Below are 23,360 nucleotides of genomic sequence, written 5' to 3'. Positions count from 1 at the left end.
CGATGGCTAAGAAGTCGGCTGACAAGGGCAGCAAAAAGAAGCCGGACAAACAGATCGTTGCGTCGAATCGCAAAGCACGACACAACTACTCGATTCTCGACGTCTACGAGGCCGGGGTGGCCTTAGTGGGCACCGAGGTCAAGAGCCTGCGGGCTGGGCAGGCTTCGCTGGTGGATGCGTTCGCCACCGTCGACGACGGCGAAGTCTGGCTGCGCAACATGCACATTCCCGAATACCACCACGGCACCTGGACCAATCACGACCCGCGCCGTACCCGCAAGCTGTTGTTGCACCGCCGCCAGATCGACATGCTGATCGGCAAGATCCGCGACGGCAACCTCACCCTGGTGCCGCTGTCGGTGTACTTCACCGACGGCAAGGTGAAGGTCGAATTGGCACTGGCGCGAGGTAAGCAGGCCCACGACAAGCGCCAAGATCTGGCTCGTCGCGACGCGCAGCGCGAAATCACGCGGGCAATGGGCCGGCGCGCCAAGGGCATGTGACCGGCGCCGTCCTGGCGCTGTTGTCAGCGACGGGCTACGGGGTCAGCGATTTCGCCGGCGGCCTCGCCGCTCGCCGCGTACCCGCGCTTCGGGTGGTGTTGGTCTCCTACCCGGTGGCGCTGGCGTTGCTGGGCACGCTCGCCATCGCGGTGGGCGGCCCCATTCCTGCCGGCGCGATCGGCTGGGGCCTGGCCTCCGGTGTCGCGCTGGGGCTGGGCGGCTGGTGGTTCTACGCCGCGCTGGGCGCCGGACCGATCTCGGTGGTCTCGCCGGTGTCGGCGGTGCTGACGGCAACGGTTCCGGTCGCGGTCGGCTTGATCCAGGGGGAGCGGCCCGGACCGGTGGCCGACGGCGGGATCGTGCTGGCGCTGTTGTCGGTGGCCCTGGTGAGCCGGCAGGCCACCGATGAGGACGTCCGGCCGCACCGCTTCACCCGCAAGGTGGCCTGGCTGACCGTGGGAGCCGGGGTGATGTTCGGGCTGGACTTCGTGTTCCTCCATGAGGCGCCCAACGACTCTGGGCTGTGGCCGTTGGGGTTCGCGCGGCTGGCGGCTGCGGTGCTGGTGTTCACCGCGGCGACCGGGGCGCGTGAACTGCGCCTGCCCACCGGTGGAACCTTGAAGCTGGCCCTGGTGGCGGGGCTGTCGGACACCGCAGGCAATGTCGCGATGCTGCTGGCGTTACGCACCTCGGACCTGTCGTTGGCCAGTGTGCTGATCTCGCTGTTCCCCGCGGTGACGGTGGTGCTGGCCATGGTGGTGTTGCGTGAGCGGGTGCACCGCGGCCAGGTGGTGGGCATGGTGCTGGCTGCCGCGGCGGTGGTGATGATCACCGCCGGTTGACGGTCGCGTTGGCGGCGGTGTCCGGACCGCCGTGGTACTACAGGTCACTCAGACTGAGGATGCCGTCCTCGACGGCACGCGCCAACAGCGCGGCCTTGGTCGGGGCCGGTCGGCCTACTGCCGCGTACTTGGCCCGGGCCCGTCGTAGATGGGTGCGGACCGTCGTCGGTGAGATGTGGAGTCTGCTGCCCACGAGTTCCTTGCTTTCGGTCTGGAACCAGGTGATCAGCACTTCTTTCTCCCGCTCGGAAAGATTGGTGCGTCCCGAGGTCTTATCGTTGGCCAGCGCCTTGGCCATCTGCGGACCCACATACGGCTCGGTGGAATGCGCTGCCCGGATGGCGTCGATCAGGTGGCGTTGCCCCTCGGTCTTCACCAGATACGTCACCGCGCCGATGTCCAAGCAGGTCAAGATCACCTCGTCGTTTGGCAGTCGGGAGTAGACGATCACCCGCTGGCCCGCCTGACACATCGCACGCAGGGCCTCGAAAGCCGGCCGGCCATCGTCGCGGACTAATTCGAAGACCACGACGTCGATCTGGTTGGGGGGGTCGGGGTATTGCGCCAGCATTTCCCCACAGGTGCGGAAGCTGCCGACCACGGTGATCGGCGAGTCTGTCTGGGCGCACCACGTCCTGATGCCGGCATGTACGACATCGTGTTTGTCGATCACTGCGACACTGATGGCCTGCTCTGCGGCGCCCGCGGCCTGCGCTCCCGCGTTCGCCGCAAGTTCGCTGGTCAACTGTTGTGATTCCTCCCCGCTTCCGTGCCCAGCCCACCAAAATGGTGATTACTAGACACTTCAGTGGACCCAGGTTCGTATCTAGGGCCTCGGTGTCTAGAATAGTCATCAACATTCCGGTAGCCAAATTTGCTCAGACGGGCGTGTCGGCTGTCTCCGGTCCTGGCGCGCTCGGACGGGCCGGCGGTGAGCGTATGACGGGAAGAAACTGTCGTGTCCTGTCGTTGGACACCGGTACCATGAGTTGTTCCGCTGAATCGGCGGGCGAGTGAGAGATCAAAGACAGGGGGCTGAAAGGTTTCGACTGCGTGTGTCGAATCAAGGGAAGCGTGCCGGTGCAGGCAGGAGACCACCGTTAAGCGTCGCTGTAACCAAGTAAGCGCCAAGGTTGCACTTACTCCGGCTAAGGTCGCTCTTCAGAGCGACTTCGCTCTCGCTGCCTAAGCGATAGCGGGCCTGTCAGACCGGGACCTCCCTCGGCCCGGACCCTGGCATCGACTAGAGGGATCCACCGATACGTCCGGTCGCGGGATTTATCGGGACACCAACAGCGACTGGGATCGTCATCTCGGCTTGTTCGCGTGACCGGGAGATCCAAGTAGAGGCACAGCGAACTGCGCACGGAGAAGTCTTGAGGGAATGCCGTAGGACCCGGGTTCGATTCCCGGCAGCTCCACAACCGAAGAACCGGAACGGGCCAGGACGAAAAGTCCTGGCCCGCCTCCGTTTTCACTCCTATTCCACCGGGCGCCGGGCTCTCGGCCGCATCATTGCCGTGGCCATAGCGGCGGGGGATCGCCCCGGACATATCCTGTTCGCGTCCCGCCGGTGGCGAGGCCTCTGCATGGGCTCACGCGAGATCGCGTGGCCATCCATCGCATTGAAGAGTTCGCCGCACGAGGAGACAGAGGCAGTTGATCGAGATGATGCGCCGATGACGGACAGCCCAACCCAGGGACGAGGACGCCTCCTCGGAAAGTCGGCTGTGATCACCGGGGCAGCCTTTGGCATCGGTCGCGCCACCGCGGTGCTCTTCGCGCGCGAGGGTGCGCATCTGGTCGTGACCGATATTCAGGGCGAACCGCTGCTGGCGCTCGCCGACGAATTGCGCAATACCGGGGCGCAGGTTGAGGCAGTGGTCGGCGACGTGGCGGACCAGACGGACGCGCAGCGAATGATCACCGCGGCGCTCGACCGCTTCGGACGGCTCGATGTGCTGGTCGCCAACGCCGGCATCATCCCACTCGGTGATGCGCGTGAAGTCAGCGTCGCCGACTGGGACAACGTGATGGCCATCGATGGCCGCGGCATGTTCCTCACCTGCAAGTTCGCCATCGAGGCCATGTTGCCGACCGGCGGTGGCGCGATCGTCTGCCTCTCGTCGATCTCGGGGCTGGCCGGGCAGAAGCGCCAGGCGGCCTACGGGCCCGCCAAATTCATCGCCACCGGTTTGACCAAGCACTTGGCGGTCGAGTGGGCCGACCGGGGGATCAGGGTCAATGCCGTGGCCCCCGGAACGATTCGCACCGAGCGAGTCCAACAGCTCCCCGAAGAGCCGGGTGGCTCAGAGTATTTGGCGGCGGTGGAAAGCATGCATCCGATGGGACGTATCGGCGAACCATCCGAAGTCGCGCACGCCATCGTCTTCCTCGCTTCCGACGAGGCATCGTTCATCACCGGCGCCGTGTTGCCCGTGGACGGGGGATACCTGGCGCAGTAGCGGCAATTGCGTTGTCCTGGACCCGCTTTAGTGCGGGGTCAGGCCGGCCACGTAGTAGCAGGGCCAGACCTGTTCTCCGGGCAGTCCCGGCCTGGGCATTGCGCCCGGCGGGAACCATTCGGGACCGGTGCTGTACATCCAGCAGTGGATGTCTGAAAGGTCGCCCTTCTTGGAGGCGTCATTGTTGGCGGGGTTATTCGCGGAATTGTTATTGGGGGTGTCGAGTCGTGGCGGGGAGAACCCCTGTTGCTGCTGTTCGTCCTGCTGGTTCTCGGCCGGCTCCTGCTGGGTTGAGGGCTCCGGATCCGCGGAGGCGATGGGTGCGTAGCACAACCCCGCGACGGTGGCCCCGATCGCGACGGCCCTGAACGCACTGCCGGCCAAGCCGGTGATCCAACGATGAGAAGACGCCGCCGTCTGATCGGCCATCGATGCCTCCAACACATCCGTAGTGATTGCCTGTGACGGTAGGCGGAGCGGGGGCGGGTTGGCTAGAGGGATTTCCCTTGCGAGGGGGGCCACGGCACAGTGGCTAGGACGGCACCCGCTCGTCGGGGTCGTAATCCCAGGTTTCGGGCAGCAGTGGTACCGCGGGTGCGGCATCGAGGGTGCTGCCACCCAACCGGGCCAATCCCGCTGCTCTCGCATCGCCTCGCTGCGTCGTCCCGGTGAATCCCAGCGCACCCGCGCCGGATTCCGAGCAGGCGGGTGTCGTTGTCTCCGCGGGCATTTCGCTGTCGTCGACGGCCAGCGTCATGGTGGCGTCGGCATATTCCTTCATGTGCGTACGGCGCCGCCGCCGGGCGCGCAGTGGGGCGCGCGCCGCGGGGGCGCGAGCCGAGGTCGCTGCCGCGACGCCGGGGGCCGGCGCCTTGGACTGGTCGTGATCGGTCAGGGTGGGCCCGAAGCCTTCGGCGTGGCCGCCGGTCACCAAGTAACCCAGCATCTCGGCGCCGACGACCGGCGGGGCCGGCCCAGCGCTCGTGGTGCCGGCCGAGCCGGCCGACGACGTCCCTGCCGATCCCGCGAGAGCGCTTCCGGCACCGACGGCGACGGCGACCGGTTCGTGAGCCGGTCTGGCAACGATCGGCTGCACCACGGGGAGGGGCTGGGGCGCGGGCTCCGCGACGACGGGCTCCGGCGGCGCCTGCATCGATGCGATGTAGTCATTGATGGCGTTGATCATCAGCGGGAGCACGATCGGTATCCGCACCGCAATCGATACGAGGTGCAGGAGCGTCGACCAGATGACGACGTTCCAGAAGATGAACCAGAACCAGCGTTCGGCCTCGTCGACCGGATCGGTGGGTTCGTCGTCGCCACCGGGTCCGGTGTCGGCGGCCAAGATCGGCGGCGGGGGGCCCGTGTCGGGCACTGACGCCAGGGCAGCGCCGGCGATCGCCTCGTAGGTCGCCATGACGGTGGCCGCCTGTATCCACATGCGGGCGTAGTCAGCTTCGTTGACTGCGATCGGGATGGTGTTGATGCCAAAGAAGTTGGTGGCGGTCAGCACGGCGTGGGTGGTGTGGTTGAGCGCCAGCTCTACTTGGGTGGGCATGGCGGCCAGGGCGGTGCTGTAGGCCGCCGCGACGACTTCGTATTGGGCGTTGGTGCGTGCGCTGTCGATGCTGGCGCGTGTCAGCCATTGCAGATAGGGCGCGTGTGCGGCGGTGTAGCTGTCAGCGCTGGGGCCCTGCCAGGCCGTTGACCGGACGTCGCTCAGCACGGTGATCAGTTCGGTGGCCGTGGCGGCGTATTCGCCACTCAGCGCCGACCAGGCTCCGGCGGCCGCCAGCAGCGCGCTGGGGCCGGGCCCGCTGCTCAACAGCGCAGAATGCACCTCCGGAGGAGAGGCGATCCAGCCACTGTTCACACCACACCCAATCCTCTGAGCGGACCGACAAATAAGCGCAAAGATAGCATTGCCTAAGCTAACTCGACGGGCGTGCGGCTGGGGCAGTGACGGCTGACATGCGCCGCGGCCGGCGATAGCCTCGGGTATGAGTCCCAAAACCACATTCCGGATTGCCCGGGTCTACGACGAAGTCCGCGCTGAGGACGGCGAACGGATCCTCGTCGATCGGGTGTGGCCGCGCGGCTTTCGCAAGGACGACCCGCGGGTGGGGCACTGGTACAAAGACGCAGCGCCGTCCGATGACCTGCGTCGTTGGTACAACCATCAGCCCGAGCGTTTCGCCGAGTTCGTCAGCCGCTACGAACACGAACTGCGCAGCGCGAATGGGGCGACCGGGCTCGCCGGCCTGCGCGCGCTGGCGCGCGGCAAGGCGACTGTCACCTTGGTGACGGCGAGCCGCGATGTGCAGGTAAGTCAGGCAGCCGTGCTGGCCAAGCTGCTGGCCGCCAGTGACTGACTGCGACCGGAAGTGGTGATCGCCATGCCGATCGGAATGCTCACCACAAGTGCCGCCAGGAACAGTCGGTAGGCCAGTGGGGCCCAGCCCCGCCGCGTGCTGCGCCGAACACGGTAGAGAAACCAGGCGAGCACGGCGAACAGCAGTGCAGAGCCCGCATAGAACACCGTGAGGTGGTCGGTGACGACGCCGAGCACGATGGCGGCGCCGGAGACGTTGAACGCCGTGGCACTCAGCGTTGCCTCGCGCCTCGACGGTGAGGTGACCGGCAGCAGTGCTTGGCCGGCCCCGACAACCAGCTGGCCCGCGCCGAGGACGAGGACCAGATAGGCCACCGCCCAGACCCCGTGGCGGGTGGGCGCCGGAGCCGCGATGGCGGCCGCGATGGCGCCACCGACCACGATCGCGGTGGCGCCGGCCAGGGCGAACGGCTTGACGGCGGCCCACTGCTCCCACAGCTGCAGCAGTATGGGCCGTGGCGAGCGGCGATCGGGGCCGCCGGCGTTGGCCGCATCGATGCTGTCGCTCATGATCAAGCCTCCCGGGTCGCAGATTACCGAGGTTGTCTAAAGTTATCGGGTGACTACCGACTCCCCGGCCGCTCAGCCGCGGCTACAGCGGGAGATCTGGGTACTGCTCGTCGCGAACTTCTTGATCGCGCTCGGCTACGGCCTGGTGTCGCCGGTACTGCCGGTCTATGCGCGTCACTTCGGGGTGAGCATCTCCGCGACGACCTTCCTCATCACCGCGTTTGCCCTGACGCGACTGATCTTCGCGCCGGTCAGCGGTCTGCTCATTCAACGCTTGGGCGAGCGCTGGGTCTACGTGGCCGGCCTGTTGATCGTCTCGGTGTCCACCACGGCCTGCGCCTTCGTGCAGACCTACGGGCAGCTGCTGTTCTTCCGTGCCCTCGGCGGAGTGGGATCGACGATGTTCTTCATCGCCGCGGTGGGCCTGATGATCCGGATCAGCCCGGAGGACGCTCGCGGCCGAGTAGCCGGGCTGTTTGCCACGGCGTTCCTGCTGGGCACGGTGGGCGGACCGGTCCTGGGCAGTCTTACGGCAGGTTTCGGCCTCAGCGCGCCGTTCTTGTTCTACGGTTCGGTGCTGATCGTGACGGCCACCGGCGTCTTTGTCAGCCTGCGCCACTCGCATTTGGCCGAAGCGGCCGAGTCGACGGGGCCCACGGTGTCGGTGCGGACGGCGCTGAGCAATCGCGCGTACCGCTCGGCGCTGTTGTCGAACTTCGCCACCGGGTGGTCGGTATTCGGTCTGCGGGTCGCGTTGGTGCCGTTGTTCGTCACCGAAGTCTTGGACCGCGGCGCCGCCTTCGCCGGACTGACGCTGGCCGTGGTCGGGGTCGGCAACGTCTGCGCGGTGTTGCCCAGCGGTCAGCTCTCCGACCGGATCGGCCGCAAGGGGCTGCTCATCGCGGGGCTGACCGCATCGGGCGTCACGACGGTCCTGATGGGCGTGAGCGCATCGCTGGTGGTGTTCTTGGTGGTGGCCTACCTGACCGGGGTGGCCTCCGGGATCTACGGGTCGCCCCAGCAGGCCGTCATCTCCGACCTGGTCGGCAACCAGGCCCGAGCGGGCACGGCGGTGGCGACCTATCAGATGATGGCTGATTTGGGCTCGATCGTGGGTTCGTTTGCGGTCGGCCAGATCGCCGAGCGGATGTCCTTCGAATGGGGTTTTGCGGTCAGCGGTGTGGTGTTGCTGGTGGCGGCGCTCACGTGGCTGTGGGCACCGGAGACAAGGTCGAGCGACCCGATCGGCGAGCCGGCCGACACGGCGTGGCTAGGCTCGATTGATGGTGACACTGGACCGGCTGGTCAACGTGGTGGGCAGCTACGGGGTTCGGCTGAGGTTCTGCTCCATCCCGAGGACGACGCAGCTGAGCAGCGTCGTGATGCACGAGGTGACCGGTGAGCGCGTCGTCGTCGGCGACGTCTTGCTGGCGGTCGGCGCCCGTTCGGTAAAGGAGGCGGTGCGCTGGGCGGTGGCCGCCAAGGCCGTCGCCGTTCTGGTGCGCGACGCCGAAGACAAGACCGCCTTCGCCGGTGAGGGCGAGTCGCTGGCCGTTCTGGTGGTAGACGCGGCGGTGTCGTGGAGCGAGCTGGCGGCCGTGGTCTACGGACTGGTCCTCGAAGGTCGCGAGACCGAATCGGGCCGCGGGCCAACGGATCTTTTCGCCGTGGCCGACAGTCTCGCCGAAGCGGTCGCGGGTGCGGTCACCATCGAAGATCAGCTGGGCAGGGTGCTGGCCTACTCGCGCGGACAGCGCAATGCCGACCCGGCGCGGTCGGCGACGATCCTCAACCGGCAGGAATCCGGGCCGCTTCGGGAGCTGTTCAAAAAGCGCGGTGTCTTAGCGCATTTGGATACCCGCGACGAGCCGTTGTTTGTCGCCGCCGATCCGGATTACGGCCTGACCGGCCGGATGGTGGTGGCGGTGCGTGCCGGCCGGGAGCTGTTGGGCGCGGTTTGGGTGGCCTGCCCGGACCCGTTGAGCGGCGAGCGGCTGACCGCATTGGCCGACGGTGCCCGCACGGTGGCGCTGCACATGCTGCGGTCACGGGCCAGCGCGGACTTGGAGCGGCAGGTCGAATCCGATTGGGTGACCCGGCTTTTGGAAGAGCAGACCGATCCCGACGACGCTGGCGACCTGATCGCCAGGCTGGGGTTGCCACAGGCCCCGCTGCGGGTGATTGCCGTGCACACCCAGATCGCCACGCAGCCGCACGCCGGGCTGCTGCTGGCTTTCGAGGCCGTCACCACGGGATTCGGCTGGTCGCGTCCGGGTCGAAGTGCACTGGCCGCCAACACCGTTTACACCCTGTTGCCGGCCGAGGACGCCGCGGTGGCCCGGCAGTGGGTGTGCGGCCTGGCCGGGGCCCTACCGCCGCACGCCATCGTGCGGGCCGGGATCAGTGCGGTTGCCACGGTGACCGAACTCGCTGCTGCGCGCCGCGAGGCCGAGGAGTGCCTCGCGCTGCACGAAGCCGGGCCACCCGAGGACGTGCCGCCGGCCTACGACGAGGCCTGGGACGAGATTGTGCTGCGCCGGCTGAACGCCGCGGCACGGGCCGGCCGGGTACCGACGCGCGGGCCGGTCGCAGAGCTGCGCCGCCACGACGCGGCCCACAACACCCCCTATGTGGCCACGCTGCGGGCCTGGCTCGACGCTCAGGGCGACCTGGCCCGCGCCGCCGAGCGGCTGGCGGTGCACGAGAACACGGTCCGCTACCGGCTGCGCAAGATGGCCGAGGTCACGCCGCTGGGGCTGGAGGATCCACGGACCCGCTTCGCGGCGATGATCGAGCTCGCGACGGGGGACATGTCGGAACTCGACAAACGCTGACGCCACCGTTGTGCGAATTGGTCAAGCAGAGTCTCTGAGGGCAGTCGCATCATGGAGTGATGGGTGCGGCTGACCGAATCGACGGCGCGCCACGGTCGGTGATCGTGGTGGGTGCCGGCGTGGTCGGCTTGTCCACCGCCTGGTTTCTGCAGGAGCGCGGTGTCGAAGTCACCGTGGTCGACCGTGTCGGAGTCGCAGCCGGTTCCTCGTGGGGCAATGCCGGCTGGATCTCCCCGGCACTGGCGATTCCCCTCAACGAGCCGGCCAACCTGCGCTTCGGGCTGCGGTCCCTGCTGAGCCGGACCGCACCGCTGCAGGTACCACTCAAGGCCGGCCCGGAGCTGTGGAGTTTCTTGGCGCGCTTCGCCGCGAACAGTCGGCCGGCAGCCTGGCGCCGCGCGGTCCGGGCCAACGCTCCGCTGAGCGCGGAATGCATTGAGGCCTATGACGTTCTGCTCGCCAACGGGGTGGACGCCCCGGTCACCGATGCCCCGATCACCGCGATCTTCCGCACCTCGGCCGACGCCGAGCGGCTGCTCGACGAGTTGCGCCGGTTCTCCGAGGCGGGCCGGCCGGTGTTCGGCACCGAACTGACCGGTGCCGCACTGGCCGAGCGGGTCCCCCTGGCGTCCTCGGCCGTTGCCGCCGGGGTGCAGATCGACGGCCAGCGCTTCCTCGACCCGGGCCGGTTCGTGGTGGCACTGGGCCGTGCGGTGGTGCAGCGCGGCGGCGTCCTGCACATCCAAGACGTCGCCGACGTATCGCCCCGAAGTGGTGGCGTGGCCGTGACCAGCGGCGACGGCACGATTTTGACGGCGGATGCGGCGGTGATCGCCAGCGGCGCCTGGCTGTCACGTCTGGCCGCGCGCTGGATTCGTGTGCCGGTGCGGGCCGGGCGCGGCTACTCCTTCTCGGTGCCGGTCGACGGACCGGTCACCGGGCCGATCTACCTGCCCGACGCGCGGGTGGCGTGCACACCGTTGAACGCCCGGCTTCGGGTCGCGGGAACCATGGAGTTCGGCGATCCCGACGCCCCGATCGTCCCGGCCCGCGTCGAAGCGATCGTCGCCGCCGCCCGCCCCATGCTCGACGGTGTCCGCTGGGATGAGCGCACCGATGTGTGGGTGGGTCCACGCCCGGTCAGCCCCGACGGGCGACCCCTGGTGGGGGAGGTGTGCCCGGGGACCGTCTACGTCGCCGGTGGCCACGGTATGTGGGGTATGACGCACGGTCCGGTGACGGGCCGACTGCTGGCCGAGCAGATCACCACCGGCAAACAGTCGGCCGTGCTGCGGGATCTCGATCCCTTGCGCTGACCCGCTCGGGTCGGTGAGCTTTCGAATCAATTGCTGTTGTGAAGGAGAACTGTCGATGACTGAAACGCATGGCGTCTGGATGACCCAGCAGACCAAGGACCGACTGCTGGCAGAGTTGGCGGAACTGTCTGCGCCGCAGTCTGTCTCGGGCGGCGAAGACATCGAGGAACAACAGGCTCGGCAGGCTCGGATTCACCAGATCCACGACCTGCTGGCGGTCGCGGTGGTCGGCCAGGACCCGCCGGATGACGGGGTCGCCGAGCCCGGCATGGTGCTCACCGTGCGCTACAGCGACGGAGACACCGAAACCTTCCTGCTCGGGGTGCGCGATGACGACCAAAGCGGGCTGGAGGTCTACTCGCCGCAGTCACCGCTGGGCAAGGCGATCGCCGGAGCACGGCCCGGGGAGGAGCGCACCTACCAGGTTCCCAGCGGTGCCACCGTGACGGTGACGCTGCTCGACGCGGTGCCCTACGGACTGCATCAGACCCAGCATCCGGCGTGAAGACGGAGCTGTTTTGAACCTTGGTACGGCTGTGGTGTAGCTTCGATGAGCACGACAACGCGGGGCTATGGCGCAGCTGGTAGCGCACCACACTGGCAGTGTGGGGGTCAGGGGTTCGAGTCCCCTTAGCTCCACTCATTTCGATGGGCATCCCGGTCGGCCCGCGCTGGCCGCGCGGAATTGCGACCGGGCCACTGGGTAAACAGTGAGTCACAATCCTCGAGTCGCATCGTTACACTAACGAGTCAATTGGCTGCCGCGGTAACTTACACGGCTGTGATACGGTTCTTTTTGCAGTCAGAAGATTGCGTGTCCGGGGGGGACTGGATACTAATCATCGGAGTTTACGTGAAGAGCCTCGGGAGACTCGGTAAAGCGATATTCGCCGGTATCGGCTTTTGTGCGAGCGGGTTGATTTTCAGCGGCCAGGCGGGTGCCGCTCCCGTCGCGCACCTGCCCCTTGGGGGGCCGGTGTGTGCGGGTGGCGTGGTCTCGCTGTCGTCCGCTGAGGGCGCGCCGGTGGGTGGGGTGCCGGTGGGCGGGGCGCCTGTGGTCGCCCCGGTGGCCGGTGCGGCACCTGTGCCCGGCGAGGCCGACGCAACCCTGGTGGCCGGCACAGGCCTGCCCTGTGGTCCTGCTGCTGCTGACCTCACGACCCTTGCCGGTCCGGTGCCGATGGGGCTGCCGGGTCCGGTCGCCCCGATTCCGATCGCGCCGATTCCGGTGGTGCCCGGAATGCCGGCACCCATCCCGGTGGTGGCGCCGGGACCGGCCGGGGCCGCTGCGGCCAGTCCTATCGCCGGATTGGCGACAGATGCCGCCAGTGCCCCTATCGGCCTGGCCGGCGGCACCAAATAAGACAGCAACGAAAAGGCCCGCGAACATTGTGTTCGCGGGCCTTTTCAATTACGCGAACAGTTTCCAGCCTGTCGACGATAATTTATTTGTCGAACCGTTATTCGAGTGCGATGAAATTGTGACGGAATCCTGTTAATGGAAGGCGTGATTACGGTTTCACCAGCCGGCGCGGAGTGCCCGCACAATAGCCGACGATGTCGTCGACGATATCGCGGTAAAACACGTTCATACAGTTGTCGGTCACGTACCCCAGGTGCGGGGTCAGCACCGTGTTGCCCAGCGCGGTCAGGGGGTGCCCGGCCGGCAGCGGCTCCTGGTGGTAGACATCGAGCCCTGCGCCCCGGATCCGGCCGGTACGCAGGGCGTCGATCAAGGCCGCCTCATCGATCAACCCGCCGCGCGAGGTGTTGATCAGGATCGCGCTGGACTTCATCGCGGCCAGGTCATCACGACCGATGAGTCCCCGGGTCGACTCGGACAGCACCAGATGGAGAGACACGACGTCGGCGGTCTGGAACAGACTGCGCCGATCCAGCAGCTCCGCCTGGGCCTCGGCGGCCCGCTCGGGTGTCAGATGCGGACTCCACGCCGTCACCCGCATGCCGTAGGCGTGGCCCACCGCGGCGACCCGTCGGCCGATGCGGCCCAGCCCCACCAGTGCGAGCGTCGCACCGGCCAGATCGGCGCCGACGCTCTGCTGCCACCGGCCGGCCCGCAGCGCCGCGTCCGCATCGATCAGATGACGTTGCAGAGCGTGGATCAACGCCCAGGTGAGTTCGACCGTGGGCGCGATGATGCCGCCGGTCCCACACACTGTGATGCCCAGCCGGTGGGCTGCGGCTACGTCGATGGCGGCGTTGACCGGACCGGTGGTGACCAACAACCGCAACGCCGGCAGCCGGGACAGCAGATCGGCGTCGATCGGCGTGCGCTCGCGCATCGCCACCAGCACTTCGCGGTCGGCCAGCCGGGCGATGAGTTCGTCACCGGGAGGCAGGTGCTCGCGGATCGCCAGCAGATCGACGGGTCGGGGGATGGGTGACCAATCGACCGTGTCGGCGATGCCCTGGTAGTCGTCGAGTACCGCGATGCGTAGTGGAGGCGCAGCGGCGGCCACGTTCAGAACGCATCCCGATTGCGGACCGCTTCGGCCTGTCCGTAGAGGCGCCGAAGGCCAGTGGTGGGAGCTGCCACGGATCGAGTGTGCCAGACCGGGCCGCTTTCCTCGGTTCCTCAAATCGCTCAGTTCCGGCCGGATTCGTGGCATACGATCGCGCTGCGAGAGGGACCATGGCGTGCAGCACTGGCGGCGACGGGGAGATCCATCCGGTCCTGCAGGCGGTCATCGGAGCGCTGAGGACTACATCGACAGCGCCGGTACAGGTTTGGCGTGGCAACCGCTCAGCAGGGGAAGAGGGAGCACGATGACCGAGACACAGCACCTGCTGCCGGAGGGGTTCGACTTCACCGACCCCACGCTCATCGGCGAGCGAGTTCCGCACGAGGAGTTCGCCCTGTTGCGCAGGACCGCGCCGATCTGGTGGAACGCCCAACCCTTCGGGGCATCCGGGTACCCGGACGAGGGCTATTGGGTGGTCACCAAGCACGCCGATGTACGGGCGGTGTCGCTACAGGACGAGGTGTTCTCCTCGCACGAGAACACCTCGCTGATCCGGACGAACACCACGAGCAATCAAGAGCTCCACGATGCCAGCCGCGACAACATCATGCTGTTCCTCGACGGACCCAAGCACGCCAAACTGCGCCGGATCGTCTCGCGGGGCTTCACGCCCCGAGTGGTTGCCGGCATGCGGGATTCGCTCGACCGCCGGGCCCGCGAGATCGTCACCGCTGCCGCCGCGCACAACACCGGCGATTTCGTCACCGAGGTGGCCTCCCAGCTGCCGTTGGCGACCATCTGCGAGCTGATCGGGGTGCCGGCAGACGAGCGTCAGCAGGTCTTCGACTGGAGCAACCGGCTGGTGGGCGGCGGTAACGGCGAAGAGGAGGCCGGTGCCGACGGGACCCAAGCCGCCGCTGAGCTGCTGGGCTATGCCTACCAGATGGCCGAAGCCCGCAAGGCCCACCCGCGTGATGACATCGCGACAGCCCTGGTGACCGCGACCATCGACGGCGAGGAGCTCACCGCGCTGGAATTCGGTTACTACGTGATGATGCTGATGGTGGCCGGCAACGAGACCACCCGCAATGCCACCTCGCAGGGGATGCTGGCGTTTTTCGACCACCCCGATCAATGGCGGCTGTACGTCGAAGAGCGTCCGGCCACCATGGTCGATGAGGTGGTCCGCTGGGCGACGCCGATCATCTCCTTCCAGCGCACGGCGTTACGTGATGTCGAACTCGGTGGGGTGCAGATCCGTAAGGGACACCGCGTCGGCATGTTCTACGGTTCGGCCAACTACGACGACGAAGTGTTCGACGACCCATTCAAGTTCGACATCCTGCGAAGCCCCAACCCCCACTTGGGTTTCGGGGCCCCAGGAGCGCACTACTGCATTGGCGCCAACCTCGCCCGCATGCAGATCAATCTGATCTTCGGTGCACTGGCAGACCTTATTCCCGACATCCACCAGTTGGATCGCCCGTCACGGTCCGTGCTGCCCTGGATCAACGGGATCGATTCGATGCCGGTGGAATTCGGCAGTGCTGGGACGTCCTAGCGAACGTCCCAGCGGCCCCGTCACTCCTCGACGATCACCGGGTCACCGATGTTGACCCGGTCGAAGTACCACTCCGCGTCGGTGGGGCTCAGGCCGATGCAGCCGTGGCTGACATTCTCCAGCCCCAGTGAGCGCAGTGCCCACGGTGCGGCGTGCACGTAGAGCCCGCGTCGGGTGATGCGTACCGCGTTCTCGACCTCGAAGCGATAGCCCTCTTCAGAGTCGATCGGGATCCCCACGCTGCTGGAGTCCATCAGGACCTTGCGGTCCTTGCCCAACACGGTGTAGTGGCCCGTCGGCGTCTCGTATTCGGCCTTGCCCATGGTGGCGGGCAGGACGCCGTCTTCGCCCCAGTGCGGGCGATGGTGCGGCGTGGGCAGCGGGCCGGCCTCCTCACCATCAACGGTCACGGTGAAGGTGTGTGCCGAGATGCTGGCCACACCAACCACCTTCGGGCCGGTGCTGAAGTCGACAGATCGCTTGCCCACCGACAGCGCCACGGTGCTGTGCGCCGGCCAGTAGTGGTCGGGAATCCACTGCACCTCGGTGTCGTCGACCCAGTCAAACCGTCCGGTCATCGGCGGGGTGGACCGCACCGCGATGGTGCGCTCAGCGGCCTGGCGATCGAACACCGGCGCGGAGAAGGTCACTACGACCGGGTGTGCCACACCGACCACGGCGCCCGCCGCGGGCTGGATCGATGCGATCCCCGCGCCGGGCGGTTGGATGGCCGCGGCCGCACTCGTTCCGGTCGGTGTCACGAGCGTTGTGACCGCGACCCCGATCACCACCATTGCTGAGCGCACCGATGTCCACATCGTCGGCATACCTTCCCGATCTTCTAACTTGGGTATCGCCGTTGATGGTAGGGAGATTCAGCTCGATAAGCCTCGCGCACATGCCCACGAGACGGTCAAGGCTTCATTAAGGTTTGGACACGGCGGTGTCAGCAGCAGCGCGCCCCCGGATCGCCGTCATGACGGCGTCGCCAGTAGTCGCGCTCGGAGAGCACCGGTTCGCCGGGATGAGCACGGCGCCGGTATTCCAGGTAACGGTGGTAGTGGTTGTCGCCCAACAGCGATGCCCAGTACCAGCCGACGTGGCGAGCGGCTCGCGTCAATGAACGCAGTGGGCGTCCCATTGCTCCTGCACCTTTTGTTCGGCCGCCGTGGGGATCAGCCCGGCCGGCGCGAATCTCTTCGATGGCACCGGCGGCGACTCAGCGCTCGACGCCGCGCCGCGAACCGCCCGGAGCGACACCACAATTCCGGCCACCACCACCACTGCCACCAGGGAGGCGAACACAATCGACAAAGTGCCCTGGATGAAGGTGTTGCGGATGACATCGTGCAACTGCGCCGGATTGGCCGCTGACCCGAAAGACGTTTCCCCGGCCCGTTCTGCGGCCCGGTAGGCGAAGTGCTGCGTCCAGTAGCCCACCGACGGATCGCCGGAGAAGATCTTCTGCCATGACGCCGTCATCGTGACGGTCAGATCCCACAACAGCGGAATGCCGGGAATCAGAGCCCATTTCAGGCCAGAGGTTCCCGCGCCCTTCTTGATCACGATCACCGTCACCACGGTCAACGCGATCGCGGCGAGCAATTGGTTGGCGATGCCGAACAATGGGAAAAGGGTGTTGATCCCGCCGAGCGGATCGGTGACGCCCATCAACAGGATCGATCCCCAGCCGGCGACCACGGCCAGGCTGCACGCCCACGCCCCGATCCGCCAACTGGGGTTCGACAGCCGGCGCAGCGGTCCACCCAGGTTGCTCAGGGCGTCGGAGAGCATGAATCGGGCCACCCGGGTGCCGGCATCGACGGTGGTCAGGATGAACAGCGCCTCGAACATGATCGCGAAGTGGTACCAGAAGGCTTTGAGCGCCGGCCCGCCGAAGGCACGCCCCAAGACGTCGGCCATGCCCAGCGCCAGGGTGGGGGCCCCGCCGGTGCGCGACACGATGGACTGTTCTCCGACCGCGGCGGCGGCCTCAGTGATCTGCTCGGCGGACACCGGCGCACCGCCGAGTCCCAGTCCGTTGACGTAGGCGGCGGCGCTCGAGGCGGTGCCGCCGGTCGCGGCCACCGGCGCATTGAGGGTGAAGTACAGGTGCTGGTCCAGTATCGACGCGGTGATCAGCGCCATCACCGCCACGAAAGACTCGGTGAGCATGCCGCCGTAGCCGATCAGGCGCATCTGGCTCTCTTTTTCGAGCAGTTTCGGGGTGGTGCCCGAGGCGATCAGCGAGTGGAATCCCGACAGCGCGCCGCAGGCGATGGTGATGAAGAGGAACGGGAACAGCGACCCGGCGAACACCGGCCCTTCGCCGGTGCGGGCGAACTCCGACACGGCCGGCGCGGCCATCAGCGGCCGGGCGATCAGGACGCCGACGGCCAGCAGGACGATGGTGCCGACCTTCATGAACGTCGACAGGTAGTCACGCGGTGCCAGCAGCAACCAGACCGGCAGTACCGACGCGGCAAATCCGTAGCCGATGATGCACCACGACAACGTGACCGGTGAGAGTGTGAACCATGCCGCACCCCAAGAGGTTTCGGCTACCCACCTGCCGGACGCGACAGCCACCAGCAGCGCCACGATTCCGATCAGAGACACCTCAGACACTCGGCCCGGACGCAGGAACCGCAGATAGAACCCCATGAACAGGGCGATCGGGATCGTCATCGCGATGGAGAACACGCCCCAGGGACTGACGGCCAACGCGCGCACCACGATCAGTGCCAGCACCGCGATCAGGATGACCATGATGACCAGCACGCCGACTATCGCGGCGGCGCCGCCGATCGGGCCCAGTTCCTCTCGGGCCATCTGCCCCAGGGAGCGGCCGCGTCGGCGTACCGAGCACCACAGCACCAGATAGTCCTGCACGCAGCCGGCGACCACCGCGCCGATGATGATCCAGATGGTTCCCGGCAGGTAGCCCATCTGCGTGGCCAGTACCGGGCCGACCAGTGGGCCCGCGCCTGCGATGGCTGCGAAATGGTGGCCGAAGAGAACCCGCCGATCGGTGGGCAGATAGTCGGTGCCGTCCTCGAAGATTTCGGCAGGCGTGGCGTGGTCATCGCGCGGACGCACGATCTTGCGCTCGATAAGTCTTGCGTAGAAACGGAATCCGAAGATGTAGGTGCATGCCGCGGCGACCACGAACCACACCGCGTTCACCGACTCGCCGCGGGCGAACGCGATCGATGCCCAAGCCACCGCGCCGGCGACCGCCAACGCGCCGAACACCACTTTGTGCCGTGTCGAGATGGGGGAGCGGTCGATGACCGCCACCGCGGGCAACTCCGGGTCGGTGTGCACATAAGTCACCGGCCCGTCGTGTCGCTCGACTGGTGCCGACGGAGCGGCCACGGGTACCTCCTTGAGGCCTAATTGGTGCCCGAGGGGCAGCGGATTCCGAGCGGAACGATAACTTGTCCTAGATTCTCAACTACTAGATTCTCCGTAACAGTGGCGAGGGAGTGTGCATGGACATCAACGGTAAGAAGGCCATCATCGTCGGCGGCGCCTCCGGAATGGGCCGCGCCACCGCCGAGCTGCTGGCTGCCGGCGGGGCGGACGTTGCGGTGCTCGACCGGGAAGGCTCGGAGGGCAAGCAGGTCGCCGAAGGTTTCGGCGGCGCCTTCTACCCGGTGGACATCACCGACTTCGACGCCACGGAGAAGACTCTGGCCGCCGCGGTCGAGGGCCTGGGCGGGTTACACGTCATCGTCACCACGGCCGGCGGTGGTATCGCCAAGCGCACGCTGTCCAAGTCCGGTCCGCACGACCTGGAGTCCTTCCGCGCGGTGATCGACCTGAACCTGATCGCCACGTTCAACATCAACCGGCTGGCCGCCGCGCACATGAGCACCAACGAGCCCGAAGACGAAGAGCGCGGGGTCATCATCAACACGGCGTCCATCGCGGCCTTCGAGGGCCAGATCGGCCAGGTCGCCTACACCGCCGCCAAGGCGGGCGTCGCCGGGATGGCGCTGACCATGGCTCGCGACCTCGGCTCGGTGGGCATCCGGGCGCTGGCGATCGCGCCGAGCCTGTTCGCCACCGGCCTGACCAAGGGCATCCCCGAAGAGTTCGCCACCGCCCTGACGAAGGACGCTGCGTTCCCCAAGCGACTCGGCCGGCCCGAGGAGTTCGCCAAACTGGTTGCCGCCATCGTCGACAACCCCATGCTCAACGGACAATGCCTGCGGCTCGACGCCGGGCAGCGGTTCGCCCCCAAGTAAACGAAATCCAGGAGATATCCCCATGGGCATTGGACTGACCGACGACCACCGCGAACTTGCCGAGGTGGCCCGCGGATTCTTGACCGCGCAGAAGGCCCGCTCGGCGGCCCGCGCGCTGCTGGACGCCGACGAGGAGACTCGGCCCCCGTTCTGGTCCGAGCTGGCCTCGCTGGGCTGGCTGGGCCTGCACATCGGCGAGGAGCACGGCGGATCCGGCTTCGGGCTGCCCGAGTTGGTTGTGGTGATCGAGGAGCTGGGCCGGGCGGTGGCCCCCGGCCCGTTCGTTCCGACCGTCATCGCTTCGGCGGTGATCGCCGCCGCCGGCACCGCCGAGCAACAGGCTCGCCTGCTGCCCGGGCTTATCGACGGTTCGGTGACCGCCGGGGTGGGGCTGGGCGGTGACGTCGTCCTCGACGGCGGCACGGCCTCCGGTGACGCCGGGGTGGTGCTGGGTGCGGGGCTGGCCGATGTGCTGCTGCTGGCCGCCGGCGAGGACGTGCTGGTGCTCGAGCGGGACCGGGCCGGGATCAACGTCGAGGTGCCCGGCAACCTCGACCCGACTCGCCGGTCCGGTCGGGTGACGCTGACCGGTGTGGCAGTCAGCGCCGACGACATCGTGACCGGGGGGCGCGAGTCCGCGCTGGCCCGCGCCCGGGTGCTGCTGGCCGCCGAAGCAGTCGGCGGTGCGGCTGACTGCACCGATTCGGCGGTCGAGTACGCCAAGGTGCGCGAACAGTTCGGTCGCCCCATCGCCACGTTCCAGGCGATCAAGCACCACTGCGCCAACATGCTGGTCGGCACCGAATCGGCAATCGCCGCGGTCTGGGATGCCGCCCGGGCCGACGGTGAGGACGAGTACGCCTTCCGGCTGGCTGCCGCGGTCGCCGCGACGCTGGCGTTCCCCGCCTACGTGCGCAACGCCGAGCTCAACATTCAGGTGCACGGCGGCATCGGCTACACCTGGGAGCATGACGCCCACCTGCAGCTGCGCCGGGCCCTGACGGTGCAGGCGTTGTTCGGCGGTGACGCACCGGCCCTGGCCGTCTACGCGAGCGCCGCGGCCGGCATCACCAGGGGCAACAGCCTGGACCTGCCGCCCGAAGCCGAGGAGCTGCGCAGCCAGATCCACGCCGACGCCGCCGAGATCGCGGCGCTGCCCGCCGAAGACCAGCTGGACCGCCTGATCGCGACCGGCTACGTGATGCCGCACTGGCCCAAGCCGTGGGGCCGGGCCGCCGATGCCATCGAGCAATTGGTGATCGAGCAGGAATTCAGTGCCGCCGGCATCGAGCGGCCCGACTACTCGATCACCGGCTGGGTGATCCTGACGCTGATCCAGCAGGGCACCGACTGGCAGATTGAGCGGTTCGTGGAGAAGGCGCTGCGCCAGGAGGAGATCTGGTGCCAGCTGTTCTCCGAGCCCGGCGCCGGCTCGGACGCCGCCGCGGTCAAGACCAAGGCCACTCGGGTCGAGGGCGGCTGGAAGATCAACGGGCAGAAGGTGTGGACCTCCGGTGCGCACCTGTGCCGCCGCGGTCTGGCCACGGTACGCACCGACTTCGAGGTCCCCAAGCATGCCGGCATCACCATGGTGATCATCGACATGAAGGCGCCCGGCGTCGAGGTGCGGCCCCTGCGTCAGATCACCGGTGGGTCGGAGTTCAACGAGGTGTTCTTCAACGACGTCTTCGTTCCCGATGAGGACGTCGTCGGCGAAGTCAACGAGGGCTGGAAGGTAGCCCGTGCCACCCTGGGCAATGAGCGTGTCAGCATCGGCGGTGGCGGCGGCTTCACCGCGGGCGTCGACAAGCACCTGATCGCGCTGGCCCAGCAACACCCCGATGCGGTGGCTGACGCCTCGGTGCGGATCGGCCGGTTCGTCGCCGACGAGCACGCGTTGCGGCTGCTGAACCTGCGCCGGGTGGCGCGCAGCATCGCCGGAGCCGGCCCCGGACCCGAGGGCAACGTCACCAAACTCAAGCTCGCCGAGCACATGGGTGACGGTGCGGCCATCGGAGCGGCGTTGCTGGGTCCCGCCGTCGCCCTGGAGGATGGGCCGGGCGCATTGGCCGGCCGGATGGTGATGGGCGCGCGCGGCATCGCGATCGCCGGCGGCACCTCGGAGGTGACGCGTAACCAGATCGCCGAGCGGATTCTGGGCATGCCCCGTGACCCGCTGATCAAGTAGCGTTTCTTCACATACGACGCGAGCGGGCGTGTTTGCACCACGACACGCCGCCCGAGCTGGCACTGTGCGCACGCTCGCTCGCGGTGAGGAGGGCGCGAAATGGCAACCGTCGCAGACCATGTCGTCACCGTTCTCCAACGCAGCGGGGTGCAGCGCATCTTTGGGATACCCGGCGACAGTCTCAACGGGCTCACCGATGCGATCCGCCGGGCCGGCGACTTCGGCTGGGAACAGGTGCGCCACGAGGAGACCGCTGCGTTCGCGGCCGCTGCGGAGGCAGCGCTGCGCGGTGGTCTGGCGGCGTGTGCCGGTAGCTGTGGACCGGGCAACCTGCACCTGATCAACGGACTGTTCGATGCGCAGCGCAGCCGGGTGCCGGTGCTGGCGATCGCCGCCCACATCCCGCTGGCCGAGGTCGGCTCCGACTACTTCCAGGAAACTCATCCGCAGAACCTGTTTCGTGAGTGCAGCGTCTACTGCGAACTGATCAGCACACCCGAGCAGGCGCCGCGGATCCTGGAGCTGGCCATGCGTGCGGCGGTGGAGGAGAACGGTGTCGCCGTCGTGGTGGTGCCGGGCGAGATCTTGAGTCACCACCTCGACGAGACCGCCTGGGGGACGCGCCCGGTGCGACCCACCGGATCGGTCTGCCGCCCCGACGACCAGGGGCTGCGGGCGGCCGCGGCCATGCTCAACTCCGCCGCCAACATCACCATTCTGGCCGGTGCGGGGGTGGCCGGCGCCCATGACCAGGTGATTGAGCTGGCGCACACCTTGGCAGCGCCGATCGTGCACGCATTGCGCGGCAAGGAGTACATCGAATACGACAATCCCTACGACGTCGGCATGACCGGACTGCTGGGTTTTGCCTCGGGATACAAGGCGATCCGGGAAGCCGATGTGTTGCTGATGCTCGGCACCGACTTTCCCTACCAGCAGTTCTATCCCGAACGTGCGCAGATCATCCAAGTCGATATCCGCGGTCGAAACCTGGGCCGACGCACCCCGATCGATCTCGGACTGCTCGGCACGGTTGCCGACACGGTGGCCGCGTTGATGCCGTTGCTGACGGCTAAGAACGACCGCAGTCACCTGGAAAGGTCGCTCAAGCACTACCGCAAGACCCGCCAGCGACTCGACTCGCTGGCGTCCAACGATCGAGACCGCACGCCGATACGGCCCGAATATGTTGCTGCGGTTGCTGATCGGCTGGCCTCAGATGACGCGGTGTTCACCGTTGACGTGGGATCCCCGGTGGTGTGGGCGGCGCGCTACGTGACCATGAACGGGCGACGACGATTGATCGGGTCGTTCAACCACGGCACCATGGCATGCGCGCTGCCGCACGCGATCGGCGCGCAGTCCGTCGACCGGAAACGCCAGGTTGTCGCCTTCGCCGGCGACGGCGGCCTGGCGATGCTGTTCGGAGAGCTGCTGACCCTGATGCAGAATCGGCTGCCGGTCAAGGTGATCGTCTTCAACAATTCGTCGTTGAACTTCGTCGAACTGGAGATGAAGGCGGCCGGCATCGTCAACTTCGGTACCGAGCTGGACAATCCCGACTTCGGTGCTGTCGCCACCGCCCTGGGCATGTTCGGTCGTCGGGTGGAGCGGCCCGCCGATCTGGAAACGGCCTTGGCCCAGGCGTTCGCCCACGACGGGCCGGCAGTCGTCGATGTCGTCACCGCCCGCCAGGAACTCTCCATCCCGCCGGCTATCACCGCTGAGCAGGCCAAAGGCTTCTCGCTCTACGCGATCCGGACCATCCTGGCCGGCCGCGCCGACGAACTGCTGGACCTGGTGACCACCAACGTGGCCCGCCGGATCTTGAATTGATATCGATCTCGATGCCAGTCCATAAATGCGTTGGACGGCGAGCGGCAACACCACTAGCCTTGGGGACATCATGCGTTATCCAATCGTAGTAGCCAGCACCCGCAGCGGGGTCTGATCCAGACCGACTCCCCGCTGTGGGTCGGAAGCTGCTACCCGTCGGTCGCTCTCTTCGAGCAG

Annotated in this window: 21 protein-coding genes, 1 tRNA gene and 1 other RNA gene; 15 read left to right on the top strand and 8 right to left on the bottom strand. The window is 67.3% G+C overall.

Going from position 1 to position 23,360, the window contains the following annotated elements; all coding sequences use genetic code 11:
* The first annotated feature begins 2 nt into the window (after positions 1–2).
* Positions 3–503, top strand: a complete 501-nt coding sequence (gene smpB, locus AWC18_RS11410; RefSeq protein ID WP_064999705.1) for an SsrA-binding protein SmpB — start codon at positions 3–5, stop codon at positions 501–503.
* A complete protein-coding gene (locus AWC18_RS11405) occupies positions 500–1,345 on the top strand; it encodes an EamA family transporter (protein WP_109560050.1) in 846 nt (281 codons plus the stop codon). The genes smpB and AWC18_RS11405 overlap by 4 nt, the downstream gene beginning before the upstream one ends.
* A 37-nt stretch (positions 1,346–1,382) precedes the next feature.
* On the opposite strand, the gene AWC18_RS11400 is transcribed toward AWC18_RS11405, so the two are convergent.
* Positions 1,383–2,090 (bottom strand): DNA-binding response regulator, encoded by a 708-nt coding sequence (locus tag AWC18_RS11400; RefSeq protein ID WP_085138791.1) that lies wholly within the window; start codon positions 2,088–2,090, stop codon positions 1,383–1,385.
* A gap of 286 nt (positions 2,091–2,376) precedes the next feature.
* Between AWC18_RS11400 and ssrA the strand changes: the two genes are divergently transcribed.
* Positions 2,377–2,769, top strand: a transfer-messenger RNA (tmRNA) gene (gene ssrA, locus AWC18_RS11395).
* Between the two features lie 165 nt (positions 2,770–2,934).
* A complete protein-coding gene (locus AWC18_RS11390) occupies positions 2,935–3,810 on the top strand; it encodes an SDR family NAD(P)-dependent oxidoreductase (RefSeq protein ID WP_234806500.1) in 876 nt (291 codons plus the stop codon).
* Positions 3,811–3,837: 27 nt separating this feature from the next.
* On the opposite strand, the gene AWC18_RS11385 is transcribed toward AWC18_RS11390, so the two are convergent.
* Positions 3,838–4,239, bottom strand: a complete 402-nt coding sequence (locus AWC18_RS11385; RefSeq protein WP_133054991.1) for a hypothetical protein — start codon at positions 4,237–4,239, stop codon at positions 3,838–3,840.
* Positions 4,240–4,342: 103 nt separating this feature from the next.
* Entirely contained in the window at positions 4,343–5,683 is a 1,341-nt protein-coding gene (locus AWC18_RS11380; protein WP_085138788.1) for a PPE family protein, read from the bottom strand.
* Between the two features lie 127 nt (positions 5,684–5,810).
* Here AWC18_RS11380 and AWC18_RS11375 point away from each other — a divergent pair, with 127 nt between their 5' ends.
* Positions 5,811–6,182: a DUF488 domain-containing protein gene (locus AWC18_RS11375; protein WP_085138787.1), complete on the top strand. Its 372-nt coding sequence runs from the start codon at positions 5,811–5,813 to the stop codon at positions 6,180–6,182.
* On the opposite strand, the gene AWC18_RS11370 is transcribed toward AWC18_RS11375, so the two are convergent.
* A complete protein-coding gene (locus tag AWC18_RS11370) occupies positions 6,140–6,712 on the bottom strand; it encodes a hypothetical protein (RefSeq protein WP_085138786.1) in 573 nt (190 codons plus the stop codon). The two genes, AWC18_RS11375 and AWC18_RS11370, sit on opposite strands and share 43 nt — an antisense overlap.
* A gap of 49 nt (positions 6,713–6,761) precedes the next feature.
* Between AWC18_RS11370 and AWC18_RS11365 the strand changes: the two genes are divergently transcribed.
* From AWC18_RS11365 to AWC18_RS11340, 6 genes are all read left to right on the top strand, one after another.
* Positions 6,762–8,114, top strand: coding sequence for an MFS transporter (locus tag AWC18_RS11365; RefSeq protein ID WP_165757994.1), 1,353 nt, complete (start codon positions 6,762–6,764; stop codon positions 8,112–8,114).
* The gene (locus AWC18_RS11360) at positions 7,996–9,546 is read left to right on the top strand and encodes a PucR family transcriptional regulator (protein WP_085138785.1); all 1,551 of its coding nucleotides are present in this window, start codon (positions 7,996–7,998) and stop codon (positions 9,544–9,546) included. The genes AWC18_RS11365 and AWC18_RS11360 overlap by 119 nt, the downstream gene beginning before the upstream one ends.
* A gap of 59 nt (positions 9,547–9,605) precedes the next feature.
* Complete coding sequence (locus AWC18_RS11355; RefSeq protein WP_085138835.1) at positions 9,606–10,862, top strand: NAD(P)/FAD-dependent oxidoreductase; 1,257 nt, start codon at positions 9,606–9,608, stop codon at positions 10,860–10,862.
* A 55-nt stretch (positions 10,863–10,917) separates the two neighbouring features.
* Entirely contained in the window at positions 10,918–11,367 is a 450-nt protein-coding gene (locus AWC18_RS11350) for a GreA/GreB family elongation factor (protein ID WP_085138784.1), read from the top strand.
* 61 nt (positions 11,368–11,428) lie between these two features.
* Positions 11,429–11,501 (top strand) — tRNA-Ala (locus AWC18_RS11345).
* 352 nt (positions 11,502–11,853) lie between these two features.
* Positions 11,854–12,225 carry a hypothetical protein gene (locus AWC18_RS11340; protein ID WP_085138783.1) on the top strand — a complete coding sequence of 124 codons (372 nt, stop codon included), beginning with the start codon at positions 11,854–11,856 and terminating at the stop codon, positions 12,223–12,225.
* A 148-nt stretch (positions 12,226–12,373) separates the two neighbouring features.
* On the opposite strand, the gene AWC18_RS11335 is transcribed toward AWC18_RS11340, so the two are convergent.
* The gene (locus tag AWC18_RS11335; RefSeq protein ID WP_234806498.1) at positions 12,374–13,342 is read right to left on the bottom strand and encodes a D-2-hydroxyacid dehydrogenase family protein; all 969 of its coding nucleotides are present in this window, start codon (positions 13,340–13,342) and stop codon (positions 12,374–12,376) included.
* A 307-nt stretch (positions 13,343–13,649) separates the two neighbouring features.
* Between AWC18_RS11335 and AWC18_RS11330 the strand changes: the two genes are divergently transcribed.
* Positions 13,650–14,906, top strand: coding sequence for a cytochrome P450 (locus tag AWC18_RS11330; RefSeq protein ID WP_085138781.1), 1,257 nt, complete (start codon positions 13,650–13,652; stop codon positions 14,904–14,906).
* A 20-nt stretch (positions 14,907–14,926) separates the two neighbouring features.
* On the opposite strand, the gene AWC18_RS11325 is transcribed toward AWC18_RS11330, so the two are convergent.
* From AWC18_RS11325 to AWC18_RS11315, 3 genes are all read right to left on the bottom strand, one after another.
* Positions 14,927–15,724, bottom strand: a complete 798-nt coding sequence (locus tag AWC18_RS11325; protein WP_109560057.1) for a L,D-transpeptidase — start codon at positions 15,722–15,724, stop codon at positions 14,927–14,929.
* Between the two features lie 128 nt (positions 15,725–15,852).
* Positions 15,853–16,047: a YbdD/YjiX family protein gene (locus tag AWC18_RS11320; protein WP_076048205.1), complete on the bottom strand. Its 195-nt coding sequence runs from the start codon at positions 16,045–16,047 to the stop codon at positions 15,853–15,855.
* The gene (locus AWC18_RS11315; protein ID WP_208858353.1) at positions 16,023–18,284 is read right to left on the bottom strand and encodes a carbon starvation CstA family protein; all 2,262 of its coding nucleotides are present in this window, start codon (positions 18,282–18,284) and stop codon (positions 16,023–16,025) included. The genes AWC18_RS11320 and AWC18_RS11315 overlap by 25 nt, the downstream gene beginning before the upstream one ends.
* A gap of 116 nt (positions 18,285–18,400) precedes the next feature.
* Here AWC18_RS11315 and AWC18_RS11310 point away from each other — a divergent pair, with 116 nt between their 5' ends.
* The 3 genes from AWC18_RS11310 to poxB all read left to right on the top strand — a co-directional run bounded on the left by AWC18_RS11310 (position 18,401) and on the right by poxB (position 23,183).
* Positions 18,401–19,159: an SDR family NAD(P)-dependent oxidoreductase gene (locus AWC18_RS11310; protein ID WP_064999718.1), complete on the top strand. Its 759-nt coding sequence runs from the start codon at positions 18,401–18,403 to the stop codon at positions 19,157–19,159.
* A 22-nt stretch (positions 19,160–19,181) separates the two neighbouring features.
* On the top strand, positions 19,182–21,347 hold the full coding sequence (locus AWC18_RS11305) for an acyl-CoA dehydrogenase family protein (protein WP_085138778.1): 2,166 nt from the start codon (positions 19,182–19,184) through the stop codon (positions 21,345–21,347).
* Between the two features lie 99 nt (positions 21,348–21,446).
* Positions 21,447–23,183: a ubiquinone-dependent pyruvate dehydrogenase gene (poxB, locus tag AWC18_RS11300; RefSeq protein ID WP_085138777.1), complete on the top strand. Its 1,737-nt coding sequence runs from the start codon at positions 21,447–21,449 to the stop codon at positions 23,181–23,183.
* Positions 23,184–23,360 lie beyond the last annotated feature (177 nt).

It is taken from the genome of Mycolicibacter nonchromogenicus (genome assembly GCF_002101775.1).
GTDB lineage: Bacteria > Actinomycetota > Actinomycetes > Mycobacteriales > Mycobacteriaceae > Mycobacterium > Mycobacterium nonchromogenicum.
This window is presented reverse-complemented; position numbering and strand designations above follow the sequence as displayed.

Coding starts and splice junctions, on each gene's coding strand:
- AWC18_RS11355 (WP_085138835.1), top strand. CDS start 9,606: ATGGGTGCGGCTGACCGAATCGACGGCGCGCCACGGTCGGTGATCGTG.
- AWC18_RS11310 (WP_064999718.1), top strand. CDS start 18,401: ATGGACATCAACGGTAAGAAGGCCATCATCGTCGGCGGCGCCTCCGGA.
- AWC18_RS11320 (WP_076048205.1), bottom strand. CDS start 16,047: ATGGGACGCCCACTGCGTTCATTGACGCGAGCCGCTCGCCACGTCGGC.
- AWC18_RS11330 (WP_085138781.1), top strand. CDS start 13,650: ATGACCGAGACACAGCACCTGCTGCCGGAGGGGTTCGACTTCACCGAC.
- AWC18_RS11325 (WP_109560057.1), bottom strand. CDS start 15,724: ATGTGGACATCGGTGCGCTCAGCAATGGTGGTGATCGGGGTCGCGGTC.
- smpB (WP_064999705.1), top strand. CDS start 3: ATGGCTAAGAAGTCGGCTGACAAGGGCAGCAAAAAGAAGCCGGACAAA.
- AWC18_RS11350 (WP_085138784.1), top strand. CDS start 10,918: ATGACTGAAACGCATGGCGTCTGGATGACCCAGCAGACCAAGGACCGA.
- AWC18_RS11375 (WP_085138787.1), top strand. CDS start 5,811: ATGAGTCCCAAAACCACATTCCGGATTGCCCGGGTCTACGACGAAGTC.
- AWC18_RS11305 (WP_085138778.1), top strand. CDS start 19,182: ATGGGCATTGGACTGACCGACGACCACCGCGAACTTGCCGAGGTGGCC.
- AWC18_RS11370 (WP_085138786.1), bottom strand. CDS start 6,712: ATGAGCGACAGCATCGATGCGGCCAACGCCGGCGGCCCCGATCGCCGC.
- AWC18_RS11385 (WP_133054991.1), bottom strand. CDS start 4,239: ATGGCCGATCAGACGGCGGCGTCTTCTCATCGTTGGATCACCGGCTTG.
- AWC18_RS11390 (WP_234806500.1), top strand. CDS start 2,935: ATGGGCTCACGCGAGATCGCGTGGCCATCCATCGCATTGAAGAGTTCG.
- AWC18_RS11360 (WP_085138785.1), top strand. CDS start 7,996: ATGGTGACACTGGACCGGCTGGTCAACGTGGTGGGCAGCTACGGGGTT.
- poxB (WP_085138777.1), top strand. CDS start 21,447: ATGGCAACCGTCGCAGACCATGTCGTCACCGTTCTCCAACGCAGCGGG.